22 protein-coding genes are annotated in these 26,206 nt (G+C 55.4%); 4 read left to right on the forward strand and 18 right to left on the reverse strand.

The annotated features are described in order from the left end of the window. Positions 1–237: 237 nt before the first annotated feature. Complete coding sequence (locus Enr10x_RS07285) at positions 238–699, forward strand: hypothetical protein (protein ID WP_145448579.1); 462 nt, start codon at positions 238–240, stop codon at positions 697–699. Positions 700–783: 84 nt separating this feature from the next. On the opposite strand, the gene Enr10x_RS29865 is transcribed toward Enr10x_RS07285, so the two are convergent. Next, a complete protein-coding gene (locus tag Enr10x_RS29865) occupies positions 784–945 on the reverse strand; it encodes a hypothetical protein (protein ID WP_197997506.1) in 162 nt (53 codons plus the stop codon). Between the two features lie 77 nt (positions 946–1,022). Between Enr10x_RS29865 and Enr10x_RS07290 the strand changes: the two genes are divergently transcribed. Next, the gene (locus Enr10x_RS07290) at positions 1,023–2,192 is read left to right on the forward strand and encodes a WD40 repeat domain-containing protein (protein ID WP_145448580.1); all 1,170 of its coding nucleotides are present in this window, start codon (positions 1,023–1,025) and stop codon (positions 2,190–2,192) included. A gap of 72 nt (positions 2,193–2,264) precedes the next feature. Here the strand turns inward: Enr10x_RS07290 and Enr10x_RS07295 are convergent, their stop codons facing one another. From Enr10x_RS07295 to coxB, 12 genes are all read right to left on the reverse strand, one after another. Beyond that, a complete protein-coding gene (locus tag Enr10x_RS07295; protein WP_145448581.1) occupies positions 2,265–3,821 on the reverse strand; it encodes a hypothetical protein in 1,557 nt (518 codons plus the stop codon). Positions 3,822–4,163: 342 nt separating this feature from the next. Next, complete coding sequence (locus tag Enr10x_RS07300) at positions 4,164–4,643, reverse strand: macro domain-containing protein (protein WP_145448582.1); 480 nt, start codon at positions 4,641–4,643, stop codon at positions 4,164–4,166. Positions 4,644–4,648: 5 nt separating this feature from the next. After that, entirely contained in the window at positions 4,649–5,503 is an 855-nt protein-coding gene (locus Enr10x_RS07305) for a substrate-binding periplasmic protein (protein ID WP_145448583.1), read from the reverse strand. A 91-nt stretch (positions 5,504–5,594) separates the two neighbouring features. Continuing rightward, on the reverse strand, positions 5,595–6,065 hold the full coding sequence (locus Enr10x_RS07310) for a hypothetical protein (RefSeq protein WP_145448584.1): 471 nt from the start codon (positions 6,063–6,065) through the stop codon (positions 5,595–5,597). Next, on the reverse strand, positions 6,065–7,273 hold the full coding sequence (locus tag Enr10x_RS07315) for a DNA polymerase Y family protein (RefSeq protein WP_145448585.1): 1,209 nt from the start codon (positions 7,271–7,273) through the stop codon (positions 6,065–6,067). The genes Enr10x_RS07310 and Enr10x_RS07315 overlap by 1 nt, the downstream gene beginning before the upstream one ends. Positions 7,274–7,389: 116 nt before the next feature. Then, on the reverse strand, positions 7,390–8,982 hold the full coding sequence (locus Enr10x_RS07320) for an FMN-binding glutamate synthase family protein (protein ID WP_145448586.1): 1,593 nt from the start codon (positions 8,980–8,982) through the stop codon (positions 7,390–7,392). Between the two features lie 61 nt (positions 8,983–9,043). Continuing rightward, positions 9,044–10,480, reverse strand: a complete 1,437-nt coding sequence (locus Enr10x_RS07325; RefSeq protein WP_145448587.1) for a cytochrome b N-terminal domain-containing protein — start codon at positions 10,478–10,480, stop codon at positions 9,044–9,046. 32 nt (positions 10,481–10,512) lie between these two features. Beyond that, positions 10,513–11,046 carry a QcrA and Rieske domain-containing protein gene (locus Enr10x_RS07330; RefSeq protein WP_145448588.1) on the reverse strand — a complete coding sequence of 178 codons (534 nt, stop codon included), beginning with the start codon at positions 11,044–11,046 and terminating at the stop codon, positions 10,513–10,515. Then, the gene (locus tag Enr10x_RS07335; protein ID WP_145448589.1) at positions 11,043–11,261 is read right to left on the reverse strand and encodes a hypothetical protein; all 219 of its coding nucleotides are present in this window, start codon (positions 11,259–11,261) and stop codon (positions 11,043–11,045) included. Before Enr10x_RS07335 ends, Enr10x_RS07330 begins: the two co-directional genes overlap by 4 nt. Then, the gene (locus Enr10x_RS07340) at positions 11,258–12,088 is read right to left on the reverse strand and encodes a cytochrome c oxidase assembly protein (protein WP_145448590.1); all 831 of its coding nucleotides are present in this window, start codon (positions 12,086–12,088) and stop codon (positions 11,258–11,260) included. Before Enr10x_RS07340 ends, Enr10x_RS07335 begins: the two co-directional genes overlap by 4 nt. Continuing rightward, positions 12,085–14,316 carry a cytochrome c oxidase subunit I gene (gene ctaD / locus Enr10x_RS07345; protein ID WP_145105661.1) on the reverse strand — a complete coding sequence of 744 codons (2,232 nt, stop codon included), beginning with the start codon at positions 14,314–14,316 and terminating at the stop codon, positions 12,085–12,087. Before ctaD ends, Enr10x_RS07340 begins: the two co-directional genes overlap by 4 nt. After that, complete coding sequence (gene coxB / locus Enr10x_RS07350; protein ID WP_145448591.1) at positions 14,313–15,278, reverse strand: cytochrome c oxidase subunit II; 966 nt, start codon at positions 15,276–15,278, stop codon at positions 14,313–14,315. Before coxB ends, ctaD begins: the two co-directional genes overlap by 4 nt. 565 nt (positions 15,279–15,843) lie before the next feature. On the opposite strand from coxB, the gene Enr10x_RS07360 reads away from it, so the two are divergent. Next, positions 15,844–17,214: an IS4 family transposase gene (locus Enr10x_RS07360; RefSeq protein WP_145103899.1), complete on the forward strand. Its 1,371-nt coding sequence runs from the start codon at positions 15,844–15,846 to the stop codon at positions 17,212–17,214. A gap of 88 nt (positions 17,215–17,302) precedes the next feature. On the opposite strand, the gene Enr10x_RS07365 is transcribed toward Enr10x_RS07360, so the two are convergent. Continuing rightward, the gene (locus Enr10x_RS07365; protein WP_145448592.1) at positions 17,303–18,445 is read right to left on the reverse strand and encodes a serine hydrolase domain-containing protein; all 1,143 of its coding nucleotides are present in this window, start codon (positions 18,443–18,445) and stop codon (positions 17,303–17,305) included. A gap of 149 nt (positions 18,446–18,594) precedes the next feature. On the opposite strand from Enr10x_RS07365, the gene Enr10x_RS07370 reads away from it, so the two are divergent. Further along, positions 18,595–19,659, forward strand: coding sequence for an alpha/beta hydrolase family protein (locus tag Enr10x_RS07370; protein WP_145448593.1), 1,065 nt, complete (start codon positions 18,595–18,597; stop codon positions 19,657–19,659). A gap of 5 nt (positions 19,660–19,664) precedes the next feature. On the opposite strand, the gene Enr10x_RS07375 is transcribed toward Enr10x_RS07370, so the two are convergent. From Enr10x_RS07375 to Enr10x_RS07390, 4 genes are all read right to left on the reverse strand, one after another. Beyond that, positions 19,665–21,479: a heavy metal translocating P-type ATPase gene (locus Enr10x_RS07375; protein ID WP_145452622.1), complete on the reverse strand. Its 1,815-nt coding sequence runs from the start codon at positions 21,477–21,479 to the stop codon at positions 19,665–19,667. A 204-nt stretch (positions 21,480–21,683) separates the two neighbouring features. After that, a complete protein-coding gene (locus tag Enr10x_RS07380; RefSeq protein WP_145105673.1) occupies positions 21,684–22,400 on the reverse strand; it encodes a ZIP family metal transporter in 717 nt (238 codons plus the stop codon). 214 nt (positions 22,401–22,614) lie between these two features. Continuing rightward, on the reverse strand, positions 22,615–23,868 hold the full coding sequence (locus tag Enr10x_RS07385) for a cytochrome-c peroxidase (protein ID WP_197997508.1): 1,254 nt from the start codon (positions 23,866–23,868) through the stop codon (positions 22,615–22,617). A gap of 265 nt (positions 23,869–24,133) precedes the next feature. Next, a complete protein-coding gene (locus Enr10x_RS07390; RefSeq protein WP_145105675.1) occupies positions 24,134–26,023 on the reverse strand; it encodes an ABC transporter ATP-binding protein in 1,890 nt (629 codons plus the stop codon). Between the last annotated feature and the right edge of the window lie 183 nt (positions 26,024–26,206).

A 26,206-nucleotide genomic window follows, 5' to 3' on the forward strand; every position in this document is an offset into this window, starting at 1 on the left:
GAAACTCAAAAGGAAAGGATGTTTATAAATGAAATTCCGGGGGACCGGTCAAAAGATTTTTTTGACGGTTGAGAACGGGAATGGTAAATTAATCACTGAAATCATCAGCGTTCTTATTTCATTTCTCTTTGATTGGTCGAACTGATTTTAAACAGGAGTAGCCTACGGAACATCAATCAATCCAGTAAAACAGGGTGAACGCCATCCCCGGCAGCTTCGCCTCAAAAAGGAGTTTTTATGAACAGAAAACAGACAGGCATTGTAGAGGGTGCGTTAGAAGAGATTTCCGCACTGGAATATATTCTGCTCGGCGACTTACTGGACTTACTGGATGAAGCGGACAGCGATGCTGCCGCCTGGAAATGGATCTCAAAAGTACTCGACACGCTGTTGACCGCGATGCCGCGCGAATTTGAGTTGCAGGACGAGGGGGGCTACCTGGAAGAAGTACTCGAAGAGCAGCCTAACTGGCAGGGGCAGGTCAGGAACCTGTATCAGGAACGTTGCGACCTGCTCCGCAAGCTGAATGACCTGCGAACGCGGATGCGGGATTCGCAACCCTTGCAGAAAATGCAGCAGATGGCCAGCGAACTGCGCGATGAACTCCGCGACTGGATTACCAGCTATATCGCCCACCAGCGACATGAACGCCGCATTATTCAGGATGCGTTCAACAGCGACTTTGGTGCCGGTGATTGATCTGGCTGGTGCTCCTGGTGGCACTTCTGTAAGCAACTGCAACTGCTGTCACTGATCCGTTGTAATATGCTCAGTGTCGTTATTTCACTGTGTTTCCACCGGTTTTTTGTGCGCCTGGATGTAATCCAGCTGGATCAGGGCAACGTGCTGCCGTCGCATCACTTTGCCGGCTTTTGATCTATAGGTTGAAAATGAATCGACAGGGTTGTGGACCATCGGGTGATACACTACTGTTGAAGTGGTCATGCGGTGAGTCTGGATTGACTTCTATACCGCTCTCCTCATTTTTTCCCGCCTGTTATTGAGAGGGGAGAAAGTCAATCATGCTGGAATCCTCAGATCACTCGCTAAGCCAATTGCTGATTTCCCGTCCCGACCGAGTTTTGAAACTGGTTTTCAGTTTCGGGCTGCTGATGGTCCTGGGGTGTCAGCAAAAGGAAACGCCGCAACCAGAGCCACCTGATTTAAATACCTCTCAGGAGAAACGCTCGCAGGTACAACGGGCTGAAAATTCTCAGACTCCACAGAAGGTGATGGTCCTGGAGCACCCCAACTTCGTGTTTGATGCGATTTTCAGTCCGGATGGAAAACGTGTCGTGACGAACTGTTTCGGGGAAACAGTCTATGTCTGGGATACAGCCACCGGACAACAGACCGGCAAGCCAATCGATGTCAAAAAAGTAGACTGTTTACTGTTTGGAGCTGACAGTAATACCCTGATCGTGGGAAATAAAGACGGAAAGCTCTGGACGTTCGATCTTGTCACCGATCAGAAGAAAGGAGAACTCTTAAAGGACCCCGGGCCGGTGACGTCAGCTGCACTCAGCTCTGATGGTCAGAGAATGATCATCAGCGGGATCGGAAGTACTCAGGTGTGGGATCTGAAAACCGGTCAGCCAATCAGTCAGAAGTTCAGTCACCTGGGGCCTGGAACAGCAGTCGCATTCAGTCCAGACGGGAAGAGCATTGCCGTAGGTGGCTTGTTGAAAAAGGCATTTTTGTGGGATATCAGCCCGGATGAATTACCAGAGAAATCCTTTGATCACAAAGGTAACGTGACATCAGTAACCTTCAGTCCTGACGGCAAGCTGTTGTTGACCACGGGGGATATTCTTAACGTATCAGATTCTGCAGCCAAAGAGAAAGATAGTACGGTACATTTATGGGATGTCGAGACCGGCAAGTCGCTGGGAGATGCGTTTCAGCATCAGGATTCGATTCTGGATCTCGCCTTCAGCCCTGACGGGAAATCTGTGATTACAGGCAGTGCTGATCAGACCGCTATAATCTGGGATTTCGCCACCCGCCGGCCTGTGGCTGGCCCGCTGAAACATGAAGGATTCGTTAGTGATGTCGCCTTCAGTCCCGATGGAAAATTTGTGCTGACTGTCTGTTTTGATCAGACAGTCCGTATCTGGGAAGTGGCAACATTATCGCTGTCAGAAGAAGCGGCGAAGTACGATCCGGAAAAGCTCAAGCAGGACCTGAAATAAGTTGTTTTCTTTTCCGCTGACCAGGTACCGGGGCCGATAGAGAACGCTACCCTGTTTGCAGAGAGGCTGCGATCATGTATTGATTCTTAATAGATCACAGGCTTCGGCATAACCGGGCGATGGTTTTCCATATTCACTGGCCGTCACACGAGCGAGCGCGACGAGTTGGCGCCAACGGAATGCCGGTCGTGTTTTCTGGAACTCCTCTTTCACCGTGGAGTAATATTTTTCTGCATGTAACGCACCGTCTTCGCTGGTGGCGTATCTTAGTAACAGATCGAATACCGGGCGGGCGTTGTGTTCCAGGGTGCCATACTGATGAATCACCGCTGCGGCACGGAACTGATCCTGATTTCGAATCGCGGCTTCTGCTTCCTGTAGCAGCTGTTTCGGATCCTGGGCTGTAACCTGCTCGAGTTGATCCTGAAGCGGATAGGGCAACTCATTCAGTTTGCTGTTATATCTGCCGACGGCGGTATGATAGGCTCCGACGATCAGGCTGGCGATCGTGTTCCGTTTGTTGCTGACCCGGGCGATGTTTCGCCAGGCATTGGCCGAGTCTGACGCGTGCACGCCCACGGAATCGCCGTGCACACTGCCGAGAGGTTTATCGGGAAACGCTTTGGTGCGCCCCTGATCGTGCAGGACGAGCGCATTGGACGCCAGCGAGATTGCTTCCCCCACGGCTTCGGGATCAAAACCTTCCGCCAGTGCAGCCGCGGCCGCGTCGGCGGCCTGTTCCGGATTGCTGCGGTAGATCGTGCGTGCCAGCGATTCGACCCAGGCATCCTCGGCTTTTCTCTTTCCAAGAGGTTTACTGAGCAAACTGTACTGATCGAGGAGCATGGGCAGCACGGTGCGAATTTTAGAAGGCTGGCGATGATATTTTTCGAGATTCTGTTCCGAATTCACACAAAACCGTACCGACTGACGCAGCAGTGTGTGGGCGTGTTTCTGTCCTGCAAGCTCAAGCATCGCCCAGGCACGCCAGGACAACACAACTCGGTGAACGTTGAGTTCATCCTGAATGGCATACTGTAATTCGTTGAATGCTTCATCAACCGGACCCTGCGCGAGAGCGGCGAATGTACCTTCCGCTTTGTCGAAGTCGGCACTGCGGGTGGCCGCCTGCAAGAGTGGTCCTCCAGCAGTGTTGTCTGGAAGCGTTAACGGTTCAACCGGGTGGAGGATTTCATGGTGCTGGCTGTCCGTGTCCTGAATTTGTGCCGTGTTGCGATAGAGCACTTTTAAGACGGGCAGCGGTTTGAGTTCGGTGGGTAATTCCCGGGTCATCTGGTAGGCAGGAGCCAGAGCCATGAAGGTATGGAAGCCGATATAATCCTGACCGCCGAACGAGCGGGCATTGGCGAGCGCTGCTGCTGAAACTAAGGTCTGCAGATCGGTGCCTGAATTCAGTTTGCTGACCAGCATTGTTTGCAGTTTGTTGAGAGGCGTTTCCTGCAGGGCCGAAACCAGTGGTTCCAGCTCTCCGAAAGTGAGTCTGCTGGACTCTTCACCTGCGAAGGCAGAAGAGATTCCCAGGTCCAGTGCGAGTGACGAACCGACGCTACCAATCAGCATCCCCCGGCCGATGTCTGCAAGAAATTCGCGGCGCGTGTTGGCTTTCATTTTACCTCTCCTGTGAATTTGCGGATCGAAAATGTCAGACCTGATTCCTGCTTCCCATACAACATGGTGAGTGTGCATGAGCGCTCTTTCTATCAATCAATATATCAGGGACGTACGAAATCCTTTCGACAATTCAGGAATTTCATGCACGGATTTCAATTCTTTTTCAGACAGTGTGCAAAAGTGAATGCCAAGTGGTCCCTGTAACCACTGAAGGAAAACAGAGACTGTGCGGGTGAAATAACTTTGCTGTCCGGTTCCCCAGGGAGAGTGAAACTAGATCGGATGGGGATGTTCTGCCCGACGTAAGTGAAAGAGTCTGAAGAGATTGAGCTGACCCAATCACGCGCCAAAGTCGTACACAAAGACCTCGATATCAGCGGCGCAGAGTGTCTCTAGAATCAGGGGTTCGATTTTGTCCCACTTGCCGCCGGCCAGTCCGCAGCCGATGCGGGGCATGTGGACGGAGGCGGAGAGTTCCCCCGCCTTATCGGCGACTGTTGCGAGACACTGTTCAATGGCCGGGTAGCGGACCGGGGGACCTTTGCTGCCGGTCTTCATGCCGCGCTGGCCGATCATGTTGGCGATCCAGATAAATTTTTCGACGTTCACAAACTGAACTTCGCCCAGCCCGAAACTGTTCTTCGCGCGCTGGCGGTGCCACAGCCGGTATTCGGCCTCCGGTTCGGGCCAGCGTTTGCTGATCGCCAGTACGAAGCCTTTGCCCCAGCCGCCCAGATCATTGCAGACGTGTGCAATGATCTTGTTGCCCTTCGATTGCGGCTGGGTAGCGTCCCCCTTCAGGTAAGTAATCCCGGTCATGGTTTTTATTTCTGGTCACAGATGGTGCCGGGCAGGTCGATGTTGTACTGCTTGAGCAGCTTCGCGTATTCCCCGCTCTGGCAGAGTTTCTTCAGGCCGGTGTTGAAGGCATCCCGCACGGAGGGCTCTTCGAAGTTGGCTTTGAAGTATGTGGTGTCCGGGAAAATCGCATGGTATTCGACTTCATCCAGCTTGTGTCCGGTCGCCTGGCTGATGGCGTTGAAGATCGCTTTGTCGATCACAATGACGGCGGCTTTGTCTTCCCAGAACTGTTTGACCTGCTGGCCCTGGTCGGCGACTTCGATATAGTTCTTTCGCTGGGGGGCGTCCGGTGAGAACAGTTTTTCGAATTCGGGACCGAGTTCGAGATACGCATCCTGCCAGGTCAACACCTTGTGATCGGCCAGCGCGGCGACGTTCTCAATTTTCAGACCAGCTGATTTTTTGGTGATCGCGGCATTGGTGAAGTCGATGAAGTTGTCGGAGTAGAAAATGCCTTCGACATCTTTGAACTTCTGCACGCCCAAAGCGAGGTCGGCCTGATCTTCAGCGACGGCGGACTGCAGCTTGGCGTAGGGCATCTGGATAAAGTTGAGCTTATAGTCAGGCAGTGCCCGGGTGGCGATGTCGACTTCGATACCGGTGGTGGCATTTTTCATGACATAGGGGGCGATATCGACGCTGATAGCGACGTTCAACTGCTGTTTTTCCGAGCCGGCATCCGGTTCGGGAATGATTTCGGTTTCCGCCGTGATGCCTGGTTCTTCCTCCTGGGGAGCGGGCGCTGATTTCTGACAGGCGGTCAGGAACGTGGCGAGCAGCAGCAGGCTGGCAGCAGTAAACAGTCGGCATCCATTCATCTTTGTTTCTCCTGAGTGAAGGGGTTTTGCTGGAGTATAATGCGTGATGACCGTTCACTCAACAGGCGGTTTTCTTTTACCGGGTTTCCTTTCAAATCTGCTCGCCCAGAAAGACGGGTTCGCGGTGGTAGCCGGTCATGACCTGGTAGTAGTGTGAGGCGGGCTGCAGGAGCAGGTAGACAGAGGGCTGTTCCCGCTGATCGTGGATCAGAACCCCCTGGAGGCCTTCGCGGATCAGAAACCAGACACCCCGTTCGAGTCCGAAGTTCGCCAGGATTTCGACCGGTTCCGGGTGATACTGGGCCCAGGCACCCGACTGGAGCGTGGCGACGTCGCACCACCAGGCGAGGGGCGCGCTGCTGTTTCGCTGACGATTGCCCCAGGGGAGGATCTGCAGTTCCCCCTGGTAAAAGACGGGGAGCAGCGGCTGGCGGTGTCGCTGCAGGAACAGGATTTCTTTATCCGCGGCTTCCGAACGCTGGATGACACGTTCTTCCAGTTGAAAGCGGCGGATCAGTTTGCGGGGGATTTCGCGCCAGGCCAGGGTGATTGCGGTACACATCAGAAGCACATCTTTCCGGAAACGTCACAGATGTCATAGTTGTGAGTGGTGTCGTGATAAATTTCATGCAGCGGCAGTGTTTCGGCACTGCGGATCGCGAAGCGGCCCAGTTTCTGATTGATGTTGCGTTTGAGCTCATCCAGGGGGCTCTGGGCGTCTTCAAAGAAGAGCGATTTCTGAATCCGGTCCCGCCAGACCAGGTTTTCGGCGATGATGTGCATGTGGCTGACGAGGTGGTCTTTCGGGGCGGCGGACAGCATGGGCATCACGGCGTCGTAAATGGTGCGAAAGGAAGCCGAGGGGACGGCCAGCGGTGTGCGTCCCAGCCAGAGCGCGGTTTTGTTGGCGTCGATCTGCAGGCTGATGTGCCGGGCGTAGACGCGGTGATGGTCGAGGGCCTCGATCAGTCGTTCAATGTTGCGGACGGCCCAGGCGCGGATGCGTTCGGGATCGCTGGTCTTGCCGCCACAGGAACCGCCGCGGGCAATCGCTTTGTGGGGAGGGCGGCTGGTCTGAATCGGGGTGACGGCGTCGCCACGAAGTTCCCACCAGAGGGCTTCGCCTTTGATCGTCAGCAGATCGCGGATCAGCAGGCGGTCTGCCTGACGAAAATCCCAGCAGGTGTGAATGTTGCGGTCCTGCAGTTTGCGTTCGCTCCGCCGACCGATGCCGCAGAGTTCTCCGACCGGCTGAGAACGCAGGAAACTTTCGCAGTTCTCCCGGTCGACGATGTGCACGCCGAACGGTTTTCCGGCATCGCTGCCCAGCTTGGCCAGGGCCCGGGAGGGGGCGATGCCGATGGAAACGGGGACGCCCACTTCATCCTGGACGAGCGTCTGCAGGGCCCGGGTGGCGTCTGGCAGGGGGAGCTGAAAGTAGCGCTGGAGTTCGCTGGCGTCGAAGAACATTTCATCGATGCTGTAGTATTCGACGCGGGGGCTGACGGTTTTGAGCAGATCGAGAAGCCGCCGGGAAATGACTTCGTACCAGCGGAAATCGCGTTTGACGAAGACGGCGTGCGGGCAGAGTTTCTTGGCTTCCCAGATGGGGTGCCCGGTCTTGACGCCATAGGATTTGAGTTCGTAACTCTTGGCGATGACGCAGGCTCCCTGGTTGCCCAGTACGCCGCAGGGGACGCCACGCAGTGTGTAAGATCTTACTCTTTCACAGCTTACGTAGAAGCAGTCCGAATCGATATGTCCAATCAAGCTAGTGCCCATGCGGGCATGGTATCAAAGCTTTTATGGAATACTACTGAACAGTATTCGGGTTTTTCTCAGCGGGACTCCGGGGAGGTGCTGCTGCGTAAAAAGCCGAATCAGACTCAGCCGTGATGTGTTTCGAAGGTGTCTGCAGACGCCAGTCTCCAGAGTTTATTGTAAATGGGATAGGGGCAGTCTTCGAGCAGTTCGCCCGGTTTGAGGAAATCGAAGGCTTCGAAGTAAGAGAGTACTTCGGTCCGTCTCGGGCGGAGGTAGATGTGCCAGGGACGTAATTCACTGGGGTGGTCCAGGCCGGCGGCAGCGATGACTTCGGTCAGTGCTTCCATCGTATTGTGATGGAAATTATAGGCGCGTTCGGTTTTGTCCGGTACGACGAGAGCCCGCTGGCGTCCCGGGTCCTGAGTGGCGACACCGACGGGGCATTCATTGGAATGGCAGGTTTGTGCCTGAATGCAGCCAACCGACATCATGAATCCCCGGGCAGCGTTACACCAGTCGGCACCAATGGCCAGGCAGCGGGCCAGTGTGAAAGCGGAACTGACTTTACCGGCGGCGGCGATTTTGATTTTGTCTCTGAGGTTGCAGCCGACGAGTGCGTTGTGCACGAAGATCAGCCCGGTTTTTAAAGGCATGCCCATGTTATCGGAAAATTCCAGGGGAGCTGCCCCGGTGCCGCCTTCACCACCATCGACGGTGATGAAATCGGGGAGGATGCCGGTCTGCATCATCGCTTTACAGATACAGAGGAATTCACTGGGATGCCCGATGCAGAGTTTGAAGCCGACCGGTTTGCCGCCAGACAGTTCCCGCAACTTGCCGATGTATTCACAGAGTTCAATGGGGGTGGAATAAGTGGAGTGTCCGGGGGGTGAAATGCAGTCTTCGCCCATGGGCACCTTACGGGTAGATGCGATCTCAGGGGTGATTTTGGCAGCAGGGAGCACGCCCCCATGACCGGGCTTGGCACCTTGGGAAATTTTGAGCTCGATCATTTTGATGGACTCATGGGCCGCCTGTTCCTGAAACAGATCGGGGTTAAAAGTTCCATCGGAATTACGACAGCCGAAGTAGCCGGTACCAATCTGCCAGACGAGGTCGCCCCCCGGTTTGAGGTGATAGGGGCTGACGCCACCTTCGCCGGTACAATGATAGAAATTTCCTTTTTTGGCCCCTCCATTCAGAGCCAGAATTGCATTCGCGGAGAGGGCTCCGAAGCTCATGGCGGAAATATTCAGGATGGAGCAGGAATAGGGGTGTTTGCACTCCGGACCTCCCACTGTTGTGCGAAACAGTTCTTTGGACCGTGGGCGGGGAGCCATCGAGTGGTTGAGCCATTCGTATTCGTCGCCGTAGACATCGAGTTCGGTGCCGAAGGGTTTGAGGCCGTCGATGTTTTTGGAGCGTTCGTAAATCAGGGAGCGTTCGTCGTTGTTGAAGGGACGCCCGTCGATATTGCTTTCGATGAAGTACTGGTGGATTTCGGGGCGAATCATCTCAAACATGAATCGCAGGTGGGCGATGATCGGATAATTACGGGTGATGCTGTGGCGGGTCTGGACAAGGTCCCAGACTCCCAGCAGGGAGAGGGGAGCCAGCACGATCAGGGGCCAGTAGAACCAGGGATCAACGGCAAGACCGAGGATGAATGACAACAGGGTCAGCAGCACAACCAGAATGAAAGGCAGGTATCTCATGTCATTGACCAGTCAGGTACGAGAAGAAAGGCATTGAAAAATTGTTGAACCCGGAGTCTGCTCAGGGAGAGTCCCCGTTCAGGATGGGTTGATCCTGGTCCACTCCCCGGGTTAACAGGAAATCCACAATCAGGTGCAGTTCATCAGAACTGATGGAACTGGCAAAAGCCGGCATGTTATGTCCGCCATTGTTGATGCGGATGATCAGGTCATCGCGGGTGAGCAGCTTGCCGATTTCGGTCAGTTCGGGACCGCGGTGACCGCCGTAGCCGCTAATGTCATGACAGTAGAGGCAGCCCTTGATGTGCATCAGTTTTGCCCCTTGCATGAGGGGGCCCTGATCGGTGCCGACGACGGAAGCGGGTAATTCTTTGACGCCGAAATCGGGCGACCAGGGTTTTTTATACCCGTAAATCGTGAGCACGAGAAAGGCGACGGAGCCGAAGATGACGGTACCGCCGGCCCAGGGGCGTTTGGAAGGGGCACGGTGTCCCTTGTTGGAGATCATGGGAAGGAAGAACAGTCCGATAAAGCCGAGGATCGGCACTCCCAGAATGACCCAGGTTTCCAGTTTGGGGGGGAGCAGTGAGAGCACGGCAAAGTACCAGAGGAAGTACCAGTCGGGCAGCGGATTGGCGTTGATACTACTCGGGTTGGGAGGCGGATCGAGGGTGGGAGGTCCCAGGAAAATGGAACAGCCCAGGATCACAAATACGATTGCGGTGGAGAAAATGACATCCCGCCACATCGCGACCGGCCAGAAGGGGACGCCTGTTTTTTGAATGCGTTCTTCGTATTTTTCTTTATAGGTTTCCGGATCGACGGGATCATTCGGATCGGGCATTTCGGAGATTCCGTGCCGCATGATCAGCAGCATGTGAAGACCGATGCCTGCGAAAATAATGGCCGGCATGATAAAGACGTGCATGGCGAAGAAACGGGTGATCGTCGAACCGCCCACCGTTTCTCCCCCCATGATGAAGTGCGCGATTGTGGGGCCGATGATGGGCGTTCTGCCGGCCATTTCCGCGGCTACAGTGACGGACCAGACTCCGTTGGCATCCCAGCGGAGCAGCTGTCCGGTGAAAGCCATGCCCAGCACGACGAACAGCAGGACCACGCCGCTCATCCAGTTCATTTCGCGCGGGTATTTATAGGTGGCATGCATGTAGACCTGGATCATATGAATCACGGCCAGCATGACCATCGCGGAGGCACCGTAATAATGCATGCCGCGGAGTACATTGCCCAGGGGGGCGGTGTTGGTGATATAGACGAGGCTTTCGTAGGTTTTTTCGCCGCCCGGAACGTATGCCATGGCCAGACAGATTCCGGTGAAGACCTGCACGATGAATGCGCAAAGCGTAGCACTCCCGAAGATGTACCACCAGCGGGCACTGTCGGGGACCAGATGCTCCATGAGCGGCATAATGTAGTCGGAAAATCCGATCCGATTGTCGATCCAGTTCCAGGTTCGCATCAGAGGTTTCTTGCTCATTCAGCCGGATACTCGCTTTATCAAAGGTGATTTCAGGTGATTTTGGTCAGCGTCAGAGGTGTCGGCCCGGATTCAATTTCAACCTGACCATTGTTGATGCGTACCTGCAGTCGCTTAAGTGGTTCGGGCGGGGGACCGGCGGCGACGGTCCCATCTTCGTAATACACGCCTCCATGACAGGGGCACATAAACAGCCGGGGATCATCGACCCATCTGACGGGACAACCCAGGTGTCGGCAGTTGATCGAAAAGGCGATAAACTCGGTTTCACTCGCTCTGCGAATCCAGGCACCTTCTTTGGCTGTGATTCCTGCCCAGGCGACAGAGGAGCTGTCTTCATACTGCACCAGGACAAACCCGTCGACTTTGAAGTCTTCCAGTTTTCCGACCGGTCGCCATTTGGATTTCGGCTTTTTGAACACGGGGGCCAGTACGAAGCCGATGCCCGGGATGGCGACCACAACTCCGATCACTGCGGACAGCCAGATCGACAGCCGGGCCAGAAAAGTTCTGCGCTGCTGTTGCTGGCAGCAGGGTTTTTCGGTTGAGGGCTGATCGCTGTTCAAGGTGTTTCACTCCATGTATTGCGGATCTCATGCATCCAGGACCAGATAGCGCCGACCATCATCAGGCCACCGATGAGAGACATGCTCCAGTGGGTGAGGATTCCCCAGAAGGCGAACATGATTCCCATCGCCAGGGCAGCCGGTGCGTAGGTCGGCCGCATTTCTGGTTCCGGAGTTTCTGTCGTTTCTGTTTCAGCAGTTGTGGACTCGTTCATCGATGTGCCTCCCTGAGCGAACCTGTCGTGTCGGCTGCCGGCTGCGGTTCCATGTCGCCATACCAGCGTCTGAGTGTCACCATGATCGCGGAGACGTACAACGAGCAGGGGGGGACCCACATCAACAGGCCTCCCAGCTTCTGGTCGGCGGCCGGTGTCAGTCCCTGGTCATAGAGCATATTCAGGATGCCCAGTCGATCGACTGGACTGGCAAAGGCGGGGCAGACCGAGATAACGGTGAACGTGATATAGATTCCCAGCAGGGTACATCCCAGGCAGGCTGAGAACAGATAGAGCACTGCCTGCGAGGACGGCAGATGGAAACGTTTGACGGGCGAGAAAATCGGCCACCAGAACGCGAGGCCGGCCAGCAGGAATGTGGCGTCGCGAAAGATTCCCAGCGAATAACTCTCGGTCGAGGCACTGCAGAAAGAGGGAATGTGCCAGAACCACATGACTCCCAGGCCACTGAGCCAGCCGAGGAAGGGGACTGCCAGCACGTGTCCCATGCGATTGAGCAGCGGGTTCTCGAACAGCTTTTCCATCGCGGATCCGGGCAGACTGAGCAGGAGTAGCAGCGGGACGATTAATAACAGGATCAGGTGCTGGATCACGTGCGCGCTGAACAGGTAGCCGTCAGAGAGCACTCCGATGGGAGAGACGTAGGCTACCGCGAGGCTGAGCATGGACAGGGCGAAGCAGGCGATCTGCTTTCCCGACTGTCCCCGCAGGCAGAAGGTATAGAGTCCGCTCAGGGCCAGGATCAGCAGCCAGATCGGCGAGTTCCATTTCCACAGTTCACTTGTGAGATCGAAGTATGAACTCATTGGAGGAATCCCAGATAAATAATACTAAAGACGGCAATCCAGACGACATCGACAAAGTGCCAATAGACGCCGACTGCACCAAACACATGCGATTTATCGGGAGTCAGACTCCCTTTGAGGCCCATGATCAGCATCACGACCAGGGCGATCACACCCGCGGTCACGTGGATTCCGTGAAACCCGGTGACCGTAAAGAACGTGGCTGAAAACAGGTCGGTATTGATCGTGATGTTATCCATCAGCAGGCCGGTGTATTCCCAGGCCTGACCGCAGAGGAAGATGATTCCCAGCAGGATGGTAAAGCCGAGCATATAGTGAAACGCTGAACGCATCCCCCGTTTGAGGAACCGTTCTGCGAGCCAGAAGGTAACGCTGCTGGAGATCAGAAAAAGACTGAAGATGCCGGTCCGTTTCACGTCCAGTACGGCATTTGTCACGTTTTCTGTTTTGCTTTCCGTATTAAATACGACAAAGGCGACGAGCAGGAGCAGGAAGAAGACCGCTTCGGAAGCAATAAACGCCCAGGCGGCGATCTTGGGGAGGTTGCCGCGTCTGCCTTTGTCTTCGGGTGTTTTTTCGGATTTCCAGTCAGCCGATTCGGGATGATTCAGGTCCCAGACCGGGCGGCGGCTTTTGATTTCCGGCAGCGAGGTGAAATTCTCTGTCGGTGGGGGGGACGTGGTGGCCCACTCCAGGGTGAAGGCATCCCAGGGGTTGTCGCCGGCGATGTTCCCCTTTTTCAGGCTGACGGCGATATTCCAGAGGAAGACAAACGTCCCGACCGCCATGAAGACGGCTCCCAGTGAAGCGATGCCGTTCAGCAGGGCCCAGCCGGGATTGTCTGCATAGGTATAAACGCGGCGGGGCATGCCCATCATGCCCAGGAAGTGCTGGACCATGAATGTCATATTGAAGCCGAGGACCCACAACCAGAACTGGATGATTCCCAGACGCTCATTGAGCATGCGGCCCGTCATTTTGGGGAACCAGTAATAGGTGGCTGAGAACAGGGCGAATACGAGGCCGCCAATCAGCACGTAATGGAAATGAGCGACCACGAAGTAGGTATCCGTCAGTTGCCAGTCGATGGGGACGGCGGCGAACATGATGCCGGTCAACCCGCCGATGACGAACTGCAGCAGAAACGCGACGGCGAAGTGCAGCGCTGTATTGAAATTGATTTCCCCGCCCCAGAGGGTGGCGGTCCAGTTGAAGACTTTGATCCCTGTGGGAATCGCGATCAGCAGCGAGCCAACGGCAAAAAAGATGTCGGCATACATGCCCAGGCCGACCGCAAACATGTGGTGCGCCCAGACGCCGTAGCCGAGCAGGACGATGGCCACCGAAGAAGCAGCGACGAACGTGTATCCGTAAATTGGTTTGCGGGAGAAAACGGGAATGACCTCGCTGATCATGCCGAAACCGGGGAGGATCAGAATGTAGACTTCGGGGTGACCGAAGATCCAGAAGTAATGCTGCCAGAGGACCGCGGAGCCGCCACGCGTCGGATCAAAAAAGGCAGAGCCGAGCCAGCGATCGATGAGCAGCATGGCCAGGGCCGAGTTGAGTGCGGGGAGCGCGAGGATGATCAGAATCGTCTGCATGAGCATCATCCAGACGAACAGGGGAACCCGCTGCAGGCTCATACCAGGCGCGCGGAGGTAGATAATGGTGGCGAAGATATTAATCGCCCCCGAGACGGAGCCGATCCCCATGAGCAGCAAGCCGATAATCCAGTAGTCGACCCCCTGCAGGGAGCTGTAGGCTTTGGTGGAGAGCGGTACGTAGTTGAACCAGCCGGCATTGGGGGCAGAGCCCGTCAGAAAGCTGAAGTGCAACAGGGCCGCCCCGAAGAAAAAGATCCAGAAGCCGAACGAGTTCAGGCGTGGAAAAGCGACATCGCGAGCCCCGATCATCAGGGGGACAAAATAGTTTGCAAACCCGGTGAGCACGGGCATGCCCACCAGGAAGACCATCGTGGTGCCGTGCATGGTGAACAGCTGGTTGAACATTTTCGGCGAAAGGAATGTATTGTTGGGCAACGCCAGCTGAATGCGCATCAGCAGGGCTTCGAACCCGCCGATTCCGAGGTAGAACACGGAGGTCAGAATGTACATGATGCCGATTTTTTTATGATCCAGCGTGCTGACCCAGTCGAGCAGCCGCGTGTAATTCGCGGGGGACTCGAGGGCGGCATAGTCGGCTTGTTCAACAGATCCTGTCGTCACTTGAGTGTCTCCAGGTAGGCTACGAGTTGTTTAAGATTGGTTTCACTCAGCTTGAAATTGGGCATTTTACAGCCGGGTTTGACCGCCTGGGGATCTTTCAGCCAGCGGGTCAGATTCTCGGTGGAATTTTCCAGGACTCCAGAACCAATTTCCATGCGCGAAGCGAAGTGAGTCAGATCGGGGCCGATCATGGCCTGGGCCGAGGTGCCTTCAATCTTGTGGCACCGCGGGCAGGTCGCTTTAAAAAAGTATTCTCTACCGGCCATAGCCAATGGGGAGATCAGCTTTGTCGGTTCCGGTTTCTGCTGTTGCCCTGTCAGCCAGTTCTGATATTCTTCTTCGGTTTCACCGATAACTTTGAAGTTCATCCAGGCATGCTGGGCACCGCAGTATTCGGAGCAGCGGCCCTGGTAGATTCCGGGTTGGTTGGCCTGGAGCCAGATGTAGTTTTCCCGTCCGGGGATGGCGTCGATTTTGCGTCCCAGCTGCGGGACCCAGAAGCAGTGAATCACATCATCTGATTTGACGAGGATGCGATATTTCTTTTGGGGACTGGCGGGGAGATGGATTTCGTTGGCGGAGATTACCCCGGCTTTGGGATACTCGACCTCCCACCACCACTGGTGCCCGGTGACAATCAGTTCCACATCATCGACGTGCTCTTTGCCATCCGGATCGACATCGGGGATGGCATTGAGCGTGATGACAAGGTTAGCGCTGATGGCGATCAGCCAGAGGACAATCACGACCGGCCCCACAATCCAGGCGATTTCCGCTTTTTCGCTGCCAAAATCCTGATCGGGCAGCGTCTGTCTGCGGCGGCCTTTAGAGATGGCAATCAGGATCAGCCCGGTCACGATCGCGAAGATGACGGCACTGATTAATAATACCAGAAGAAACAAGTTGTTGATGGCCTCTGCCTGTGGCGACGCGGGGTCAAGAACAGGTATCACAGAGTTCATATTCAATGCCTGGAATCTGATATGCTAAAGATGTCTGCTTCGTGATGAGGAGCGGCTAAGTCAGGATGAGGACTTAGTGTCTTATCAGACCTGGAATGACACGTCACCTCTAATGGTCCGCACGTTCGGTAACGTGCTCACCTGGCATCAGTTATCGGTCAATTCAGGATTGATGATTTACCAGTATAATTCAATAGTGTGATTTGTGAATGTGAATTGATCAATTACTATTCGGAAAAAAAGCGGAACTGTTTCTAAATCGGATCAGGACAGGCCCCAGATGGGCTATCTTATCCCAAATGAATCATAGTGAATTTAAAAATTCCTGTATTTTTCTCTCCATCGTAACGAATGCGCAAAGGACTTTAATGAATCAATGTTGTCGCTGGAGAGATTTCGGGCAACATCAGGTAGCGTTTCTTAATTCGGATGGAATATACCAAAGTCGTTTCAACCGGGGCTAACGCCCAATGGCACTTACCTTAGAAATAACCGTCAAAAAAGCCGCGACTGGCATGGTATTTGCGCACAACTTATAACTTCTTTAGAAAGGAGTCATATTGGCATGTGTGCAAAACGAACGATCCCCGCTGATCCCCAACTCGATCAGGAATTCGACAAAGCCTTCGAACAGATTCAGGAACTGGTCGACCTGAGCCAGGCCGACGCGTTATTTCCTACACATCCGAACGCCGTTTATACGACCAGTGTCGTCCTCTGGATGCTCGTGTATCAGCGGATGAATCCCGATGCCTCTCTGGAAGCGGCTGTCAAAAAACTACTGGATTCCAAACCAGAGCTGCTGCCCGATAATAAACGCGTCTCAGAAGGGACGCTCTCGCTTAATACAGGCGCCTACAGCCGGGCCAGAACGCGTCTGCCGTGCAGTGTTGCCGAATGGTTTGCCAGGCAGGTCAGTCAGTCCATGATTGAAGCGTCGCCGGCGTCGTTCCAAGACCGTCGCGTGTTCATGATCGACGGCACCACGATCACGCTTGCTCCAGAAGCAGAACTGCAGAAGGTTTATCCTCCCGCTTCGAATCAATACGGTGAAGGGGTCTGGCCTGTGGCTTTACTGGTGGTCGCGCATGAACTCTCCAGCGGCGCTGCCCTGGTTCCGGAAGTGGGCGCCATGTACGGTCCCGAGGCCGTGTCTGAAACAGCGCTGATCGACAACTGCCTGACGCAAATGCCCCCTGACAGTATTGTCATGGCAGATGCCGGCTATGGTATTTTCTCCGTGGCCCACAAGGTTCAGCAGGCGGACCTGTCATTCCTGTTCCGACTGTCTAAGCAGCGGTTCGATCGACTGCGCAAGACTGCAACTCTGGTTGATGAAGGCGCGAACTGGAAGACCTGGTCCTGTCAATGGCAGCCCAGTCCCAGTGAGCGCAAGAAACATCCCGATTTGCCTGCCGACGCGGTGCTGTCGGTGCAACTGCATGAATTCGAAACGGAGGAAGGGAAGCCGATATACCTGGTAACCAGTCTGGATGAATCAGTCGAGATGTTGTCCGACCTGTATGCGCGGCGGACCGATGTCGAGACCGATATTCGCAATATCAAAGTGGTCCTGGACACCGAAAACATTCGTGCGCGGAGCGTGGAGATGTTCCACAAGGAACTGCTGACTTCGATGGTATCCTATAATCTGGTGGTTCAATTCCGGCGTCAGGCGGCAGAGCTGGTGAAGGTGCCTCCCCGTCGCATGAGCTTCAAACGAACCTGGACCACGTACCGGCAGTTTCTGCTGTCGTCCATGTATACCACGGCCGCCGACTGGAGAGAACGCTATCGTTTCGCGCTGGGGATCGCCATGCAGGATAAGCTTCCCAATCGACCGGGACGTAAATATCCAAGGGAAGCGTATCGACGCCGAACTAAGTCAACTCACTTCAAAAAACGAGAGAAAGGATCAGATGCGTCAGAAAAATGAAGTAAAGTAAGTACCATTAGGCTAACGCCCTGCGGCTAATTTGGTTTTTCTGCTGTTGAAGTCCTGAAAACTATTAAATAAACGCTACCTAGCGATCGCCGGGCTCGATAAATGCAGAGGCAATGATGTTAGAGAGCTGCACCAGCCGCCAGGGAGCGCGCGAGCGAATTGCGGTGGTGAGCAGGATCGCAAAGCCGTCACGTCGACGGTCCATCCAGACCATGGTGCCTGTCGCACCGGTGTGACCGAAGACGCTGCGATCGAGTAGATTGCCCCAGCTACCACGCTGACCGGGGTGATTCAGTCTCCAGCCCAGTCCCCAGGGTTGTGAGCGTCGGATCGGTTCGGGAAGGTCCGGATAATCATTGAGGCGGTTCGTGGTGGCCATCTCGACCATGGAGCGGGAGAGCAGCTGGGTGCCCTGGACTTCACCATAATTGAGCATGCACTGGCAGATGACGGCCATGTCAGCGGGTGAGCTGAACATGCCTCCCCAGGGGACTCCCAGATCCTGCCAGTAATTGCTGTTCCAGCCGAAGTGCGAACCGGCCTGGTATTCGGGCGTCTCGACCCTGACTAACCTCTCGCGGGGGAAATCACCTCGCCCGAGCCAGGTGCTGTTCAGGCCGAGCGGTTTGAGAATCTCATCGCGGACATGCTGGGCAATGGTTTTGCGGGTGAGGCGTTGTACGATTTCTGCGACGACCAGCGTGCCCATGCTCTGGTAGCTGAGTCCGGTGCCCGCGGGCTGGAAGAGGGGAACGGTGTCGTAGATAGCGCCTTTGATGAACTGATCCAGGGGGGCATGCGACTGGCGGAGTTCCACATTGTTCTGCAGCATGTCGGGCATGCCCGAAGTATGCGTAAACAGATGATGTACCAGAACCGATTCTTTGTGATGGGCTGCGAAGTCCGGAATGTAATGCGTCACCGGATTGGAAAGGACCAGCTGACCGCGTTCAACCAGTCTCAGGGCACTCATGTAGACAATGGGTTTGGTGATGGAAGCGAGCAGGAACATGCCATCGTGGCGAATGGGTTCTGCTTTTTTCTCCGGTCCCTGCTTGCCGAAGAACTGGGGGGCGACCATTTTTCCATGACGACCGACAACGATCGCGGCGCCGGGAATGTCGCCGGCGTCGGTCCATTCGGTCAGCAGCTGATTTGCCTGCTGGAGTCGTTCCGGATCGAGGTTCAGTTCCTGGGGCTTGGCGATGGGGAGTGCGGTCATCAGCAGATTCCTCTGAAAACAGGGGCGGGATTGACTCGAGCGAACCAGTTCACGATGATCGATATGAGAGTCAGCGTCAAGTGAGAGAGGGGCTGACTGCTTGAGAGGCTCGCATTCTGAAGAATCCACTTTCCGAGGTCGACCATAAGATGAACCGTTGCCTGCTGTATTCGAGTCTGTTTTTTGTCCTGCTTTTCAACATCAGTGTGCAGGCAGCGGAACTGCCGGACAAAGATGGAACCGTGTCCATCGCCACGCAGGAATGGCCTTTTCAGCCCGGGCCGCGCGAAGTCAAAGTCTATATCTACTATCCGGGTAAAAGTCTGCAGCAGGTCAACGCAGAGACGGGTCTGATCCTCAATCTGCATAACTGGGGTGGGACAAATACTTCAGGAGCCGGCAATCCGAGTGTGCTGACCCGCGATCTGAATGTGATTGCGATTTCGGTTGATTATCTGCAGAGCGGACCCTGGAAGGGACAGGCGGGCGCCCCTTATGACTTCGGCTATCTGCAGTCGATCGATGCGCTACGGGCATTGGCTTTTGTCTACAAGGGGTTACAGGACAAACAGATTCCCTTCAATGCGAAACGGATCTATGCGACGGGAGGCTCCGGCGGCGGGAATGTGACTTTGATGTGCAATAAATTGGCACCGCACACCTTTACCGGGGTGGTTGATATCTGCGGCATGCCGCGACTGTCGGACGATATCGCTTTTTACCTGCCTGGCGGGAGCAGTCTGAATGCCCGCTACAGCAAAGATCCCGGTTCTCCCAACTATCTGACTCCCGGAGGACAGGAGATCCGTTACCTGGGTAATCCCCACCATCTGAAACTGATGAAAGCCCGCGGACATGAGACGAAGATTCTGATCATCCATGGCACTGGAGATACGACCTGCCCGTATGCGGATGCACGGGACATGTATCAGAACATGAAGGATGCCGGCCTGGATGTCGAGGCGAAATTTATCGCGAAACAGGATCTGGACGGCAAAATATTCAAATCGATCGGCCATTCGCTGGGGGATCGGACGCAGATGATCGTGAAGTACGGCGGCGAATTTATGATTCCGGGACGTCCCCAGTTTCGTTTGCGCAATTCGCCGACCGATTTTGATCTGAAGCAGGATGTCGTCTATCCGACGTCCGATGGTCGCTACATCATTTCCTGGCAGACCGGGGTGCCCGAGATTCGCTTTGAAGCCAAATGATCTGATCAGGCTTGTCCGTCCGGATTGAAGTCGATCAGGGCTTTGGGAGGGATGGCGACTCTCAGTGCATTCAGTACGGCGAGGACGTCGATGACTTCCTGGCTGATCGCGCCTGCGACCGGGGGCAGATAACCAAAGGCGGCCAGCAGCATGCCCAGGAGACTCAGGCCCATGCCTCCGATGGCGCTCTGCAGGGCAATGCGCCGCATGCGGCGGCTGATGTGCAGGAACTCGTCAATCTTCTGCAGTGAGCTGTCCATCACGATCACGTCAGCCGCTTCGGTAGTGACGTCGCTGTTCTGTCCAAAGGCGACGCCGACGGTGGCAGCGACGAGCGCCGGGGCGTCGTTGATGCCGTCGCCCACAAAGATGGTATTCGCTTGCGCTGTTTCGTCGTTGACGATTTCGAGTTTCTGCTCGGGGCTCTGGCTGAAATAGACGTCATCGATGCCGACCTGCTCGGCCAGATAGCGGACTTCTGATTCGCGATCTCCGGAAACCAGCATCATCCGCTGGAATTGATGTTTCGGAGAAAGGTGATTGATGAAGGAGAGACCATCGGTGCGGGGCGTATCCCGAAAGCGGTAGGTGCCCGCGTATTGATCGTCGATCAGGATCGCACATTCCAGGCCCCCGACCTGTTCCGGTAATTGCGACTCAAGTTCCGGTTGCTGTTTGAGCAGTTTTTTACGGCTGGTGATCTCAATGGAACGACCGGCGACGGTTCCCCGCAGACCCTGGCCGGGAGGCTCGCTGATTTCTGTGGCTTCATGGACGACCGCTTTGGCGGCCTGCATGGCATCGAGAATGGCCTGCGAGAGTGGATGCTTGGAAAACTGCTCCAGGCTGCCGACCAGGGAGAGGACTTCGGAACCGTGAAAACCGGGGGCGTAGAGCTGTTCGGTGAGTTGGGGTTCGCCGTAGGTCAACGTGCCCGTTTTGTCGAAGATGATGGTACGACAGGTGTCGGCGGTTTCGAGTGAAGTGGGATCGCGGACGATGATCGCTCTGCGGGCAGCCAAGGAGATGGAGCCGATGATCGCCACCGGGATCGCGATGAGCAGCGGACAGGGAGTCGCGACAACCATCACTGCCAGGAAGCGGACCGGATCTCCCGACAGTGCCCAGGCAGCGATGCCGATGAGAACCGCCAGGGGGGTGTACCAGGCCCCCAGTTTATCAGCCAGTCGCCGCATGTGGGGACGATGTTGCTCGGAAGCCTGCATGACTTCCATGATCCGGGCATATCGCGAATCGACGGCGCGTTTTTCCGCGCGGACGATCAGGGCGGCTTCACCATTGATGGCCCCGGACAGCACCTGCGATCCCGGGGTTTTGGACATCATGTAGGGCTCCCCGGTGAGATAGGATTCATCCATCACGCCGTGCCCTTCGAGGACGACGCCGTCGATGGGGCAGATCTCATGCGGGAAGATCACGATCGTATCGTTGATCTCGATCTGATCCAGTGAAATATCTTCAATGAGGGAATCGGTTTTCCGATGAGCTACGGAGGGCATGCGTTTACTGAGGGCCTGCAGCACGGACGAGGCACTGCGGACGGCGTACGCTTCCAGGGCTTCGCCTCCCGAGAGCATCAGCACCACCAGGGAGCCGGCGAGATACTCTCCCAGGATCACCGAAACCACGATGGAGATGCCGGCGAGCAGGTCGGAGCCGAACTCACGATGTACCATTTTGACCAGCAGGCCCCAGACCAGCGGCGTGCCGCCCAGCAGCAGGACCGACCAGAGAGGCAGGTTCTGGATTGTTTCCGAACCACCCCAGCCATAGCGCAGGAACAGGTAGACCACGATCATGATGATCGTGAAGATGGCGATGACGGTTTCCAGAGATTTCCAGAGTGGTGTACCCGAAGAGGCAGAGGGGGTGTCTGTCACTGAGGACCCTTTGATTTGTGATGAGTTTTGCCCGCACAGCTCGGCGGATGTTGTGCTGCAAGCTAGTGCTTTATTATATCACGACAGTCCGATCTGGTCTGCTGTGGATCTGAAAAAAGTGTGTCAGGCGATGACCATCTGAGCGATCAGACCGAAGACAAATCCCAGGACTGCTCCCAGGGAAGGGGCCCAGCGTCGCTCGAGTTTGGCCTGGGGGGCGATATCCTGAAACGTCAGGTACAGAATACCACCGGCGGCAAAGAGCATGATCATGCCGACCATGCGGGGGATGAGTGCCAGCAGGTAATATCCGGTCAGTCCCGAGAGGGGACCGAGCAGGACCAGCAGGCAGAAGCCCGGCAGGATCAGTTTTTTATTCATGGTGGTGGACGTCTTCAACTCGCGGTAGGCATTGAAGCCTTCCGGGAGGTTCTGCAGGCCGATCAGGATCGCCAGCAGCAGTCCGACTGATTCTCCATTCATGGCAAAGGATGCCCCCAGGGCCATGGATTCCGGGACAAAATCGAGCAGCATGGCGATCAGCTGCGAAGCAGAGTTTTTATGGGTGGCGAGGATGCGATCGATGATCATAAAGCAGACGCCGCCACAGAGAAGGGCTGCTGCCGCGACCAGGGGAGGCTGATCGGAGATGCCTTCGGGAACGAGCACCAGCGCGACGGCTGCCAGCAGCACGCCTCCCCCAAAGGCGATGATGGAGTGCCGGAATTCCTGTTCCAGCCAGCGGGGATGAATCCGTTCAATCTGGGCGAGGAATCCTCCGATGGGAATCGTGATCCCGGCCAGAATGGTCAATACGATGACTTCCAGAACACCGGACAATGGTGGGCCTTAAAACAAGAGTCAAGAAGCTGTGATGTCATTGTTCTCTGAGCGTCCGCTTTCGAGAACCAGTTAACAGGATATCCGTTTTCGTTTCCCAATATCAATCGAGTTACAGCGACTTCCGGCTGAGGGATGCTGTTTTACACTGATAAAAAAACAGCCCGGTTCGAAAACCGGGCTGTGGAAGTTACGGAGCTGATTCTGATCTGTCTTATTCCGGCAGCCGTCCCGTTTCCACTTTCGGGAAGGGGCCGGTGCAGGCTTTCATGAAGGCGACGAGATCTTTTTTATCCTGATCGGACAGGTTCAGCTTTTTGACTTTTTCACTCAGCCAGGGGTTAGGAGTTCCCCCTTTGTTATAATGTTCCACGACTTCTTCCAGCGTCTCCAGCGATCCATCGTGCATGTAAGGTGCGCTGAGTGCGACGTTGCGAATCGTGGGAGTCTTGAAAGCACCTTTGTCTTTTTCAGCTTTGGTGACTTCATAGCGACCCAGGTCCGGTTTCTTCGCATCCATGCCGACGCCGAGGTTGTGATATTTTTCATCGGCCAGGTTCGGGCCCAGATGACAGGCGGCACAGTTGACCTTTTCGCTGAAAAACAGGTCCATGCCCCGCTTGGCGCTTTTCGACATGGGATGTTTTTTCGCCATCGCCAGCGCCGGTTCGTATTCTTCCTTCAAGTCTTCCAGATCTTCCTTGTCGAGTTTAAGGAACGGCTTGAGCTGTTCCTGGTAGTCGAAGGGAGACGGTCCGGTGACCACGGCCCGTTCGAAGGCCGCGATGGCTTTCCCCACGTTATCGATGGTGACACCATCCTTGAAGATCTTTTTGAACTGCATTTTGTATCCGGGGATCTTCTTGAGTGTTTTGACGGCATTCTCGTGTGTGTTTGCCATTTCAATCGGGTTGGCGATCGGACCGACGGCCTGGGCTTCCAGAGTTGCAGCGCGACCATCCCAGAATTGCGGACCGCTCAGAATCCGGTTGTAACTGATGGGCGAGTTGCGGCCCCCTTCCTGGTCACGGACGCCGATACCGAACTGGGTATGTCGGCCCCAGCCTTCATCGGGATGATGGCAGCTGGCACAGCTGATGGTGTTGTCGCTGGAGAGCCGCGTGTCGAAATAGAGCTGGCGGCCCAGTTCGACTTTGGCCCGGGTCAGCGGATTTTCTTTGAGCCCTTTCATTTGTGCCTGACCGGCGCTGAGGCCCAGGGGCAGGGTGACTTCCAGAATCTGGTGGTTTTCAGGATTGTCGAGCCATTCCTTGATTTCGGCTTTGGTGAGAGGACCTTTGCCGGGGACGCCCAGGGTCAGTTCATCTGTTCCCAGTTGCACCTTGTTGGATTTTTTCTCTGCAGCCTGTGCTGTGCCTGACTGTGCACAGGTCAGTCCCATGAACATCGCAGTAACAACGCTGAGCTTCAACAGGAGCGGGTAGCTTCGGTGTTCCGATACTTTCATTCGAGTCTCTTCCTTTCCGGGGTTTGCCCGGTGATCTTGATATAACCAGTAAAACGAAAGGGGCTAACAGTGAGTTATAACGATGACGGGATAAACGTCGCCGTCGGTTTTGTAGATTTCAAATTTGATCACTGTGGGAAATTGAGGCGGGAAAATACACGCTATACATCAAATTGTACGCATGGGTGAGGGGCTTTTCAATTTGGAACCGGATGCGACACTGGGGATTTCAGAAATTGATTGTTTCCCTGCAGGTCATGTAAGTTCAGCTCACTTCAGCGGGGCTGGTCTGCAGCAGCACCATTTCGCGATACTTACCCTCTGATTCCATCAACGTTTCATGTGTGCCTGTTTCGGTGATGCGTCCCCCTTCGAACACGACAATGCGATTGGCATGTGTAATCGTGCTCAGGCGATGCGCGATGACAAAGCAGGTGCGATGCTGCATCAGCGTGCCGAGGCTGTCCTGGATGAGACGTTCGCTTTCGGTGTCCAGATTACTGGTCGCTTCATCAAGAATTAATATTCTGGGGTCGGCCAGAATCGCCCGGGCGATGGCCAGTCGCTGTCGTTGTCCGCCACTCAGCTTGACGCCCCGTTCTCCGATCACGGTCTGATAGCCTTGAGGCAACTGTTGAATGAATTCATCGGCATTAGCGATTTCGGCGGCGTGCTGAATTTCTTCCAGTGAAGCATGCCGGTTGCCGTAGCCGATATTTTCGGCCACCGATCCGTCAAACAGAAAGACATCCTGTTCCACGACGCCGATCAGGTGCCGATAGCTTTCCACGTCGAGATTTTTCAGATCCTGTCCATCGAGCAGAACCTGACCGGCGGTGGGATCATAAAATCGGGCGACCAGATTACAGAACGTTGTTTTGCCGGCTCCACTAGGACCGACCAGCGCGATGGTTTCGCCCGGTTCGATATCGATCGAGATCTCCTGCAGGGCGTACTGCAGTGAACCGGGGTACTGGAAGCTGACATCCTGGAAGGTGATCCGCCCTTCGATTTCAGCGCGGGTAATGCTCCTGGCTGTCTCTGATTCCATTTCACGCGGCTCGTCGAGCAGATCGAGCACGCGATCCAGGCCGGAGAGGCTGTTCTGGAACTGGGCGGCACTCTGGGCGAGCATGGCCAGTGGTCCGAGCAGCATCAGCAGGTAGGCCAGGAACATGACCAGGTCCCCCAGGGTGAGCTGTCCCTGCAGAACCTGCCAGCCTCCGTAGAGCAGCAGGCAGGCGGAGGCAACCGGGATCAGTGTTTCCCAGACGATTTCAATCAGCCGCGACCACCACCAGGCATAGAGTTCCTGGCGGCCCATCAGGTGATTGCCGCGGAGGACGCGGGTGGTTTCGGAGCGTTGCCTGCCAAACGCACGGACCACGCGCATGCCGCCAAACGATTCGGTCGCCAGAGCATCGACGGCGACCCGCTGCTGGCGGACTTTACGATGTTGCGGACGAATGCGACTGATCCAGGTCCGATGTGTGAGGTAGACCAGCGGAACCAGAAACAGCGCACCGAGCAGCAATCGCCAGTCGACCAAGGCCAGGATGATCAGACTGCCCAGCAACTGGATAATGGCGCGACAGGGATTGTAGAGCATGCCGAATACCAGTTCGCCGACGCTGCCGGCATCTTCGCGGAGGATGCTGGTCGCGCCGCCCGATTTGAGTTCCTGAACGCGATGCAGGGGGAGACGGACGGCGTGTGCGAAGACCAGCTTGCGGACTTTCATCTGAATCAGCTTGGTGATGCGTGTCGCATGCCAGCGGCCCCAGATCTGCAGCGCGATCCGGACCATCGAGATCAGGATCACGCCGACGGTGATTGTGACCAGCAGCGGCCAGGGCTCGTGAGGGATCCAGGTGGGAAGGTCGACGGGCAGCGGTTTCTGATCGAGTACATAGTCGACCACAAATTTAGTAGCGGCAGGGGGAATCAACGCGAGCAGTGTCGCGATCGTGAGCGTACCCAGGGAGAACAGAACCGACGCGCGGTAGTTCTTAAGCAGTCCCAGAAAGCTGCGGACCAGTTCCCCGGAAGAGCGGTCCCGGTTGGCCTGTTTTTTCTGTGCCGTGAGCTGGGTTTCACGAAATTCCGTTTTATATTCTTCGAACTGCTGGCGACTGGAGTGCGAATGTGTAGTCATGAACGATCTTTATGGGATATCGGGCTTTGAACGAAAGCTGATTTCCGAAATGGTAAGAATAGAGTGTGATGACGGCAGTATCTACTATTATAGAGAGTTATGACAGGGAGCAAGCCACTATTCCGGTAGATTCACGAACAGCGGGAGAGGGGAGGATGCTGGATTGACTTCCTGCACTCCGAT

The organism is Gimesia panareensis (assembly GCF_007748155.1).
GTDB classification, from domain to species: domain Bacteria; phylum Planctomycetota; class Planctomycetia; order Planctomycetales; family Planctomycetaceae; genus Gimesia; species Gimesia panareensis.